The organism is Methylobacterium sp. J-068 (genome assembly GCF_022829445.1).
GTDB lineage: Bacteria > Pseudomonadota > Alphaproteobacteria > Rhizobiales > Beijerinckiaceae > Methylobacterium.
This window is the reverse complement of the sequence record NZ_JAKSXY010000048.1, coordinates 1-9,839: the sequence shown is the minus strand read 5'-3', so window position 1 is coordinate 9,839 and position 9,839 is coordinate 1. Positions and strand designations below refer to the sequence as shown.

Sequence of the window (9,839 nt, the reverse complement as noted above, 5' to 3'; positions counted from 1 at the left end):
GTCGCGCGCGGTCCCGTCGCGCGTGATCCGGATCGCGGTGCCGGCGGCGTAGCAGACGGCATCGGCCACGAAGACGTCAGGGTTCCCGTTCGTGTCGGGGGCCACGAGGTTGGTGGCATTGCTCGTGAAGGCAACTCGCGCGCCATTGCCCGAAATTGAGGGGCTGCTGCTGGCGCCGCCGGTGGCCTTCGATCCGGCGCTCGCCACGGCGACGCGGGTGGTGGTGCCGGGTGTCAAGTCTCGGACGAAGATGTCCTGCTGGTTGTTCGTGTCGCCGGCCACGAGGTTAGTGGCTGCGCTCGTGAAGGCGACATGTGTGCCGTCGGCCGAGATCGCGGCACTGACGCTGGCGCCGCCGGTGGCCTGCGATCCGTCGCTCGCAACGTTGACGCGGGTGGTGGTGTTGGCAGTTAGGTCTCGGACGAAGATATCCTGCTGGCCGTTCGTGTCACCGGCCACGAGGTTGGTGGCGGCGCTCGTGAAGGCGACATGTGTGCCGTCGGCCGAGATCGCGGCACTGAGGCTGGCGCCGCCGGTGGCCTGCGATCCGTCGCTCGCCACGGAGACGCGGGTGGTGGTGTTGGTGGTCAGGTCTCGGACGAAGATATCCTGCTGGCCATTCGTATCACCGGCCACGAGGTTGGTGGCGGAACTCGTGAAGGCGACGCGCGTGCCGTCGGCCGAGATCGAAGCGTTGGTACTGCTGGCATTCCCTTGTGTGCCGTCGCTCGCGACAGAAACGAGAGTAACCGCGCCAGTGAGCAGGTCCTTGACGAAGATGTCGCTGGTCGCGTTCGCGTCGCCAGTCACGAGATTGGTGGCGTTACTCGAGAAGACGACGTAGCGGCCGTCGGCCGAGATCTGCGACGCCGATGAAGTGGTCGTGCTGGCGGTGTTGCCTTGTGTCCCGTCGGCCGCCGTCGAAGCGCGCGTGGTCGTCATCGCTATGTCCTAATAGGCGGCGTAGGTCGAAACGACCGTGCAATCAGAAATTTTGTTAACCGAAAGATGCTGATGACCGAAGTGCGAAGACCGCATCGTCCTGCTAGAATTACGAGATGAGATAATTCTGCAACGCTCAAGGCGCCGAAAGCTCGTTCGCTCATTAAATGCATACGGACTACGTATACTTTGCACAGTAATCTAAAATAATCTGTGGAATTTCTTGCGGTTAGAAGGCATAAAATTTGAAATCCAACATATGTATGACTGTACGGTGCGCTCGTCACTTTCGATGGTTTGTCGCCAACGCAACCGTGGCTTGAGATGATCGAAAAATGGCGGCAGCGCGATCGGCCGCTGCCATTCGTTCGCCGGAAGCGAAGGCGCCGGTCGTGTAGGCAAAGCGATCGTTTTTCCGACAAAACACATTGGCCGCTTCCGACCTAAACTTGCCGCTTGCATCTAGCAGGAGGCCGTATGGAAGAGGACGCTTAGTCCAGCGCAAGAGCCCACCTGACAGGGGGGTGCGACACTTTTGCGACCTTATCGCACATTCGCCTATTAGATTAGAACGAATTCAGATTTGAAGACTTCTAAGTGTGTGTTTTACAACACGTTTTCGCCTTGTCGCACGATCCAAGAACGACGATGGAACTGACGTTGCGCCGTTGAAGGCGTTGATCGGCATGCGTCATGACCAACCGCTCCTCCATAATTGTCCTCCTTCTCTCGACCACCGCTCTCGCCGGAAATGCGACTGCTCAGCAGAGCGTCCAGCTCGAACAACTCTCCGTCGAGGGGACAGCGCCTAGCCCCGCGCTCGGCGGTAGCGGCGCCAATCTCAGCGGCGGCGACGGTGGGACAGCCGCAACCAGCGGCGGCGGGGGCGGCCCTTCAGGCATCACCGGCTACACGGCACGAATCGCAACGGCTGCGACGAAGACCAACACTCCGCTGATCGAAACCCCTCAATCAGTCTCCGTCGTTACTCGCGAGGAACTGAACGATCGCAACGTTCAGACCTTCGCCGAGGCGGTAGCCTACGTTCCGGGTGCGATCTCAGCGCGCTCCGGCTACGACCCGCGCTTCGACCAGATCTTCATCCGCGGCTTCGACGTGCTCACCAACCAGGGCCTCTACCGCGACGGGCTGCGTATCATTGGTAGCGGCTTCGCCTATCCGAAGACCGAGCCCTATGGCCTGGAGGCGGTGACGATCCTGCGCGGACCAGCCTCGGGCCTCTACGGCCTGGGCTCGCCCGGCGGCATCCTCGATGTGACCTCGAAACGCCCCGTCTTCACCCCCTTCGGTGAGGTGCAGTTCCAGGCCGGTAGCTTCGACCGCTTCCAAGGCAACTTCGATGTCGGGGGGCCGATCGAAGGGTCGGGCGGCACGATGGCCTACCGCCTCACCGGCGTGCGGCGTGAGGCTGGCAGCTTCATCGGGCTCGGTACCAACGACGACATGCTCAACATCGCCCCGGCCTTCACCTGGAAGCCTTCGGCCGACACCACGTTCACGTTCCTCAGCGAGTTCCAAGTCCGGAGCGTACCAGCGACCACCTTTTTCTACAACGACCCGGGCTTCCGGGCGACAAACTTCTACATGGGCGATCCACGCTTCGCCGGTCTCGACCAGACCCAGTACCGGGTCGGCTACGCCTTCGAGCACAAGTTCACCCCGGACCTGATCTTCCGTCAGAACTTCCGCAACTACGGCCTATTCCTTACGGGCAAGTACGTTGACATCACCTCCATCAACGCGGAGCGGACGATCGGCACCCGGGACAACGGCTACATCCGCTCCGGCATCGTGCAGCAGACGCTGGACAACCAGCTCGAAGCACACTTCGCCACCGGTCCCGTCGCGCACACCTTGGTCGGAGGCATCGACTACGCACGCTACAGTCTGACCAGCCGCTTCGGGAGCTACTTTGGCGACAGCGTCGCGGTTCCGGATCTGAACCTGATCACCCGCAACTATGGCCAGCAATTTATCGCAACGCCGACCCTTGGGGCCGCCGCGCGTCAGACCCAAGACCAGATCGGCGTCTACCTGCAGGATCAGGCCAAGTTCGGGAATTTCATCCTGACGGTGAACGGGCGCTTTGATCAAGTTTTCCAGGACAACCGCGCCACCCCCGACGCGGCCGTCTCGCGCCAGGATAACAACGCTTTTACCGGTCGCGTCGGTCTGGGCTACGTCCTGGCGCCCGGGCTCGTGCCCTATGCCAGCTACGCCACCACCTTCACGCCGCAGGTCGGCCTCGACCGGAACGGCCAAGCCTTCAAGCCGGCCACCGGCGACCAGATCGAGGCAGGTGTGAAGTACCTGATCCCCGGCACCAACATCCAAGCGGCGTTCGCCGGTTTCGACATCGTCCAGTCGAGCATCCTGCGCACCGATCCGAACGCCATCGCGTTCTCTTCAGCCACTGGGGCCGTGCGCTCCACTGGTTTCGAGGCCGAGGCTACGGCTAACATCGCGCCCGGTACCAATCTGACGATCGCTTACACGCATGTCGACATTCGGTTCCTGCGCCAGACCGCCTTCGACGCGAACTTCAATGCCGTCTCCGCTGACGGCAACCGTGTCTCGGGCATCCCAGGGGACACCTACGCCTCGTTCATGACCTACGCCTTTCCGCCCTCCTCGGCCCTACGCGGTCTCCAGCTCGGCGGCGGCATCCGCTACATCGGAACGAGCTTCGCAGACGACCTAAACACCGCGCGTAACACCGCTGTGACACTGTACGACGCGCTCGTTGCCTACGACTTCGCGGCGCTCGATCCCCGCTACAAAGGTTTCCGCGCGCAGGTGAATGCCTACAATATCTTCGACCGGCGCTATCAGACGTGCTCGTTCGGCTTCTGCAACCGCAACGAGCCGGCCACTGTTATCGGCAGCTTGATCTACCGGTGGTAAACGAAGATCCCTTCCTGATAGTTGCCGGACACTCTTCGATGACGATGAACGCTTCCAATAGGTGCGTCGAGTGAGGGCAGGCATCTCGCGGCGTACGTTCGCTGGTCTCTTGTCGACATCTGGTTTGATACTGGCGAACCACTCCGTCGCGGCCGAGACTGATACGGATGAGCCCGCACGGCTCGCTGGGGCGATCAGCTTCGATTACGGTGGCAACAGAGAACGGACGCCATGGCGGATCACACTCTACGTCCCGCCTGGCGATGCACCGGCCAGCGGCTGGCCTGTTCTGTACTTGCTTGACGGCAACGCGGTAACGGCCACCGTAATTGATATCGAACGCGTGCAAGCGCCTTATCCGAATGCGACAGGGATCGGGTCACGGTTCGCCATCGTTGGGATTGGCTACCCCGGAGATGAAGCCTATGACGGCCTTCGCCGCTCCTGGGATTACACGCCGCCGCCGGGCCAGTCCTACCCGCCGTACAAACCTGGCGGGCCCACCCTCCGGACGGGCGGCGCCAAGGATTTCCTTCGTTTCGTCGTGACCGAGCTCCGACCCGCGATCGAGAGGCGCATCCAAGTCGACCCGGCTCGGCAAGCGCTCTTCGGCCATTCCTTCGGCGGGCTCTTTGTCCTCTATGCTCTTGCCAACGCGCCGACAGCCTTCTCGCATTGGATCGCGGCCAGTCCGTCCGTTTACTGGGAGGACCTCGTGCTGCTGAAGAGTATTGTCGTTCTCGAAAATGGGCCGCCCGTTCACGCCAACGTGCTTATTGTGGCGGGGGCCTACGAGGAGGACTTGGCACCGTTTCAACGCGATGCCTCAGATCGTGAGGCTCGCTTGAGCCGCCTGAAATCGACGCGAACGGTCGAGCTATCGCGGGAGATGGCGGACCGGCTCGCTCGAATTTCTGGGTTAACTAGCCAGTTCCGGTTGATCCCTGAGCGAACCCATATGAGCATTCTGCCCGAAGCCGTAAATGATGCGGTCGCTTTCTTTCTAAAATGAGGAAAATAGCTGCGTTCTGACGGTGATCGGCTTTCACTTACCAGAGCGAACGTCCACCTCGACGGTTTCGCCATTCGTAAGCAGCAAATCGCAAAACCACCCAAACAAGACATTCATCCTATCTATTACGCCGTCGGAAATCCGACCGTTTTTCTTACATATTGTACTCAGCGGTTTTGCCTGCGGTCTTGAGACAGGCGCTTCTGGAACACACATCTGGTTGTTGGGTTGCCCTGGAAACAGTTTGTGAGCGGATACGCGACGCATAGATAGACATGCATTTTGGATGACGATTATCGAGTTTATACGAGCTTTCGCGCACGACCTTCCTGTCGCGGTGGTCATCACGGACCAAACCCTTGAACCACCGGGTCCCACCATCCTCTATGCCAACCCAGCATTCGGTAAGCTGACGGGACGCGATCATAAAACGGTGATCGGGCTCACCCCGCGCTTCATGCAGGGACGCGAAACACGTCGTGCGACGCTAGACGCATTCCATCAGGCCCTGGCAGCAAGCCAGCCCTTCCACGGCTTCCTCTCAAACTATCGGCCCGATGGCACTCGGTACCGGGTTGAGATCGACTGCCGACCGCTTCTGGGCATGGACGGTACAGCTGAGCACTTCATCGCCTTTGAGCGTGAAGTCGTGCGTCGCCTGGGCCGTCCTGCGGCGGGAAAGGCGGGACGTTACGTCCCCGCCAATGTTAGTAATGAGCTGTTAACGGATGCGCTCCGAGCCTTGGATATCTTCAGCACCAACAAAAACAATCATAAGATATGATTTTTAGGGATACTTACTAAAATTTATCAAATGTTATATCCAATTTGATCTCATAAAGCCTCAGATTAGCAGCGAATTAACCATTACCCCTGAAGGTACTGCAATCGAAGGCAATCAGAAGCCGTGCAAAGCGGTCCCACGCCGACGGTTCTCCCCCATCTGTGCTTCAGCATGGACGCATCCTCTACGCAGTGAGACATCCGTCTCTGACCTGCGCAAGGACCTGGTCCTGCTCGACCTGGGACCCGCCTCATGTCCGCTTCTGGTACCGCCTCACCTCGTCTCACCCTTTCCCTCAAAGCGACGCTGACGGTTTTGTTCTGCCTGCTGGCCCTCGTAGCGGGCGGACAGGGCGGTCTTACCGTATGGAAGCTCGGCGGGATCCGGCACGGCATCACCGAAGTCGCCAAGAACTGGCTGCCCTCGGTGATCGTCGTCAACCAGATCCGTGCCAGGGCGGCCGAGGTTCGTATCAAGCAGTACCGGCTCGTGACCGCTTCGACCGATGCGCAGAAGTTCGCCGCGAACCGACAGCAGTACGAGGGGGCGCTGGATAGCATGGCGCAGGCTCGCAAGCGCTACGAGCCGATGATCTCCTCGCCCGAGGAGCGGGGAATCTACGAGCGCTTCGCCAGCCTGTGGGATGCTTACCAGCAGACCAGCCGGCACATGCTCGGTTTGATCGAAACGGGGCGGCAGACAGAGGCTCTTGCTGAGCTTGCCCATCCCGACACCCTGAAGCTCTACACGGACCTGAGCGAGGCGCTGGCTCAAGATGTCACCCTCAACGAACAGGGCGCTCAGCGCGACGTGGATGCAACCGTCGGTGACGCCGATGCCGCCACCCTGGCATCCTATATCGCCGTGGGTTTTGCGGTGGTGGCCGCACTTGGTGCGATGATGTTCGGCGCACTGCGCATCTCACGCCCGATCACCCGGATGACGGCAGCGATGCGGCTCCTGGCAGCCGGTGAGACGCAGTCCGAGGTCCCCTACCGCGCGCGGCGGGACGAAATCGGTGCGATGGCAGCCGCCGTCCAAGTCTTCAAGGACAACCTCATCCGCACCCGTGCTCTGGAGGACGAGACGGCCCTGGCCCGGGCCTCGGCCGAGGAGCAGCGCAAGGCAGGAATGCTTGAATTGGCAAGCCGCTTCGAGGATGCAGTCGGCGGCATCATCGGCATGGTCTCATCCTCGGCGACCGAGCTGCAGGCCACGGCCCAGACCATGACGGCCACGGCCACCGAGACCGCAAGCCAGTCCACCACCGTTGCGGCCGCCGCAGAAGAAGCCGCCTCCAACGTGAACACGGTTGCGGCCGCAGCCGAGGAGCTCGGTTCGTCGGTGCAGGAGATCGGTCGCCAGGTGGATGGCTCTGCTTCACTCGCGCACAGTGCCGTGGCTGAGGCCGATCAAACCGCCGCGTTGGTACAGGAGCTGAGCCGAGCAGTTGCGAAGATCGGTGATGTGGTGACGATGATCGCGACCATCGCGGGTCAGACCAACCTGCTGGCGCTCAACGCCACCATCGAGGCGGCCCGCGCCGGTGAGGCGGGACGCGGCTTCGCGGTGGTCGCGGCCGAGGTCAAGGAACTCGCCAATCAGACCGCGAAGGCGACCACAGAGATCAGTCAACAGATTACCCAGATCCAAGGAGCGACAGGCCAAGCGGTTCAAGCCATAGGTGGGATCGCGTCTCGCATCCAGGAGATCAGCAGCGTCGCGACGTCCATTGCTGCGGCTGTCGAGGAGCAGGGTGCGGCAACCCAGGAGATCGTACGCAACGTCTCTCAAGCGGCGATGGGTACGAGCGAGGTGACGAGCAACATCACGGGCGTGGCCCGTGCTGCTGAGGACACGGGAGCCGCTGCCAGTCAGGTTCTGGGTGCGGCTGGGGAACTGTCACGCCAGTCTGAAAGCCTCAACGCGGAGGTCACCCGCTTTCTGGCCACGGTACGAGCTGCCTGAGCCGTTCCTGATCTGCACCGACGTCCAATAACTCAAATGTCTAAATGCCCCTTGAAAGTCCAGATCGTGCAGAAGCAGTGCCTCTCGTTCTCGCAGCAATATTCCCGGACTCGTTGGCTCAGTGCCAGTGTCGCCTTTCTTATGTCGTCGACCACGCTGTTTGCGGCTGAGGAGCAAGCATCATCCAAGACGAACCAGACGGAGATTGCCAAAGGCATCGTTGCGGCTTTCGACGCCATTTTTGCAGGCCCCCATGCGAGCATGAGAGCGGTCCATGGCCAGGGTGTTCTCTGCGAGGGTACCTTCACCGCGGGAGCGAGCGCCAAGTCCGTGAGTCATGCTGTTCACTTCCAGGGCACAGCAGTCCCGGTCGTGGTCAGGTTCTCGAACTTCTCCAGCCTCCCAGCTCGCGCCGATGGTGACCCGAGCGGCAGTCCACGCGGCATGGCGATCAAATTTATCCTACCCGACGGTGAAGATACCGACATCGTGGCGCATTCCTACAACGGCTTTCCAGCCGGAACGCCCGAAGATTTCCTGGGCTTCCTCAAGGCAGTTGGAGCCAAGGACCCTCAGGTTCTTGCCGCTTTCTTGGAGACCCATCCAGCTGCTAAGAACTTCGTCGACGCGCCCAAGCCCACGCCTGCCAGCTTCGCGACGGAAGCGTTCTACGGCGTGGACGCTTTTCGGTTCATCAATGCTGCTGGGGTTGAGCAGTACGGACGCTATCGCATCGAGCCCGTGGCCGGACAGGTGCACCTTTCTGCTTCTGACGCTGCCAAGCGCGCACCAGACTTCCTCTCTCAGGACCTGGCAGAACAACTGAAGATTTCTCCTGCTGAGTTCCGGCTGCTGCTTCAACTTCCCGCGCCCGGTGATCCCATCCATGATGGGTCGGTGGCATGGGCAGAGAACCGTGCAATTGTGGAGGTTGGGACCATCACTCTTCGGACGCTCACATCCGGACCTGAGGCGACAGACCAGCCTCTGTTCTTCACCCCCCTCAATCTCGTATCTGGGATAACATCGTCTGACGACCCGCTGCTGGCGGCTCGGACGCGCGCTTACAGGATCTCCTTTGAACGACGTTCAAAATCTGTGGCTGCTCGCAATCAAGAGGGCGGCGGCAGATAGCATGGGTGGTTCGTAGGCGGGTCGGCGCCATGACGCGGTCCGTAAGTCAATTCGGATGGGCGACTGCGAGCGGCGCGGGACGTACCGGGTCGATCGACTTCGCCAGCGCTTCGGGGCTCACGCCTCGGTGCTGGACGTCTACCTGGCGCTCACGCAATCCTGCCGCTTCCAGCGCGAGCCCGGAAGCCGGACATCCAACGTCTACGGCGTCGGATGCCGCGCGAAGCTTGACACGACAGGTGGGCCATCGGCGGGGGGCCTGCCGTCGAGGACCTGATACGTGCACAGCCTCACTCTGAAAGCGAGAGTACGATCAGCATGGGTCTTCCAGGTTCTCCCTCGTCAGGAATGTAGCGCTGATCGCGCCCGCTCGGTGTCGCGCCGAGCGGGCTCACTCGTTTCGATATGGGGTGAACCCTTAAGCGATATCAGGCTGCGGAAGCCTTGCGCGGGCGACCAGCCTTCTTCGGTCCGGCCGGCGCCTTCGAGACTGTCTCGTCCGCATCAGCAGCTTTGGCGTAGCTTTTCCGCTGCTGCCCCAATCCTAAACTACGAGCGAGTTCGGAACGCTGGGCCGAGTAGCTGGCCGACGTCATCGGGTAGTCAGCCGGGAGTCCATGCTTAGCGCGGTACGCCTCAGGAGAAAGCCCACGGAGTGTAAGGTGGCGACGCAGCGTCTTGTAGGACTTGCCGTCCTCAAAGCTGATCAACGCGTCGGGCGTAATCGACTTCTTAATCTGAGCCGGGGTTGGTTTCGCGATAGCATCCTTGGAGAGACCGGAAGATCTACCAATGGCAAGGCCGCTGATCGCCGTGTGCACAGAGACAAGGAGATTAGCGAGTTCACTCGCAGGTATGGAAGTGTTGGACACAAAAGCCGATACGATATCGGTTGTCAGGGTTATGTAATCGCCGCCCCCGGTTTCGGTTGTATCCTCGTTTTCAACCAAGTCTTGCACTTCATGACCCTCCGAGCTTCGGACGCTACCGCATTCACGGCAAACATGCAGAAATCAAGCCTCGATTTATCAAAATTGCAAAAATTGCTCATTCCGAGCTGATATCATAGGTACC

6 protein-coding genes and 1 pseudogene are annotated in these 9,839 nt (G+C 60.7%); 5 read left to right on the top strand and 2 right to left on the bottom strand.

The features are described from left to right. A pseudogene (locus MKK54_RS05100) lies at nucleotides 1–942 on the bottom strand (hypothetical protein); the annotation flags it as partial. A 693-nt stretch (nucleotides 943–1,635) separates the two neighbouring features. Between MKK54_RS05100 and MKK54_RS05095 the strand changes: the two are divergent. The 5 genes from MKK54_RS05095 to MKK54_RS05075 all read left to right on the top strand — a co-directional run bounded on the left by MKK54_RS05095 (nucleotide 1,636) and on the right by MKK54_RS05075 (nucleotide 8,765). After that, nucleotides 1,636–3,867, top strand: coding sequence for a TonB-dependent siderophore receptor (locus MKK54_RS05095; RefSeq protein WP_244009618.1), 2,232 nt, complete (start codon nucleotides 1,636–1,638; stop codon nucleotides 3,865–3,867). 70 nt (nucleotides 3,868–3,937) lie between these two features. Further along, complete coding sequence (locus tag MKK54_RS05090) at nucleotides 3,938–4,879, top strand: alpha/beta hydrolase (RefSeq protein WP_244009616.1); 942 nt, start codon at nucleotides 3,938–3,940, stop codon at nucleotides 4,877–4,879. 286 nt (nucleotides 4,880–5,165) lie between these two features. Continuing rightward, a complete protein-coding gene (locus tag MKK54_RS05085) occupies nucleotides 5,166–5,663 on the top strand; it encodes a PAS domain-containing protein (protein WP_244009615.1) in 498 nt (165 codons plus the stop codon). Nucleotides 5,664–5,915: 252 nt separating this feature from the next. Further along, nucleotides 5,916–7,631, top strand: coding sequence for a methyl-accepting chemotaxis protein (locus tag MKK54_RS05080; RefSeq protein ID WP_244009614.1), 1,716 nt, complete (start codon nucleotides 5,916–5,918; stop codon nucleotides 7,629–7,631). Nucleotides 7,632–7,682: 51 nt separating this feature from the next. After that, on the top strand, nucleotides 7,683–8,765 hold the full coding sequence (locus MKK54_RS05075; protein ID WP_244009613.1) for a catalase family peroxidase: 1,083 nt from the start codon (nucleotides 7,683–7,685) through the stop codon (nucleotides 8,763–8,765). Nucleotides 8,766–9,193: 428 nt separating this feature from the next. Here MKK54_RS05075 and MKK54_RS05070 read toward each other — a convergent pair whose 3' ends face one another. Beyond that, on the bottom strand, nucleotides 9,194–9,715 hold the full coding sequence (locus MKK54_RS05070; RefSeq protein WP_244009620.1) for a MucR family transcriptional regulator: 522 nt from the start codon (nucleotides 9,713–9,715) through the stop codon (nucleotides 9,194–9,196). Nucleotides 9,716–9,839 lie beyond the last annotated feature (124 nt).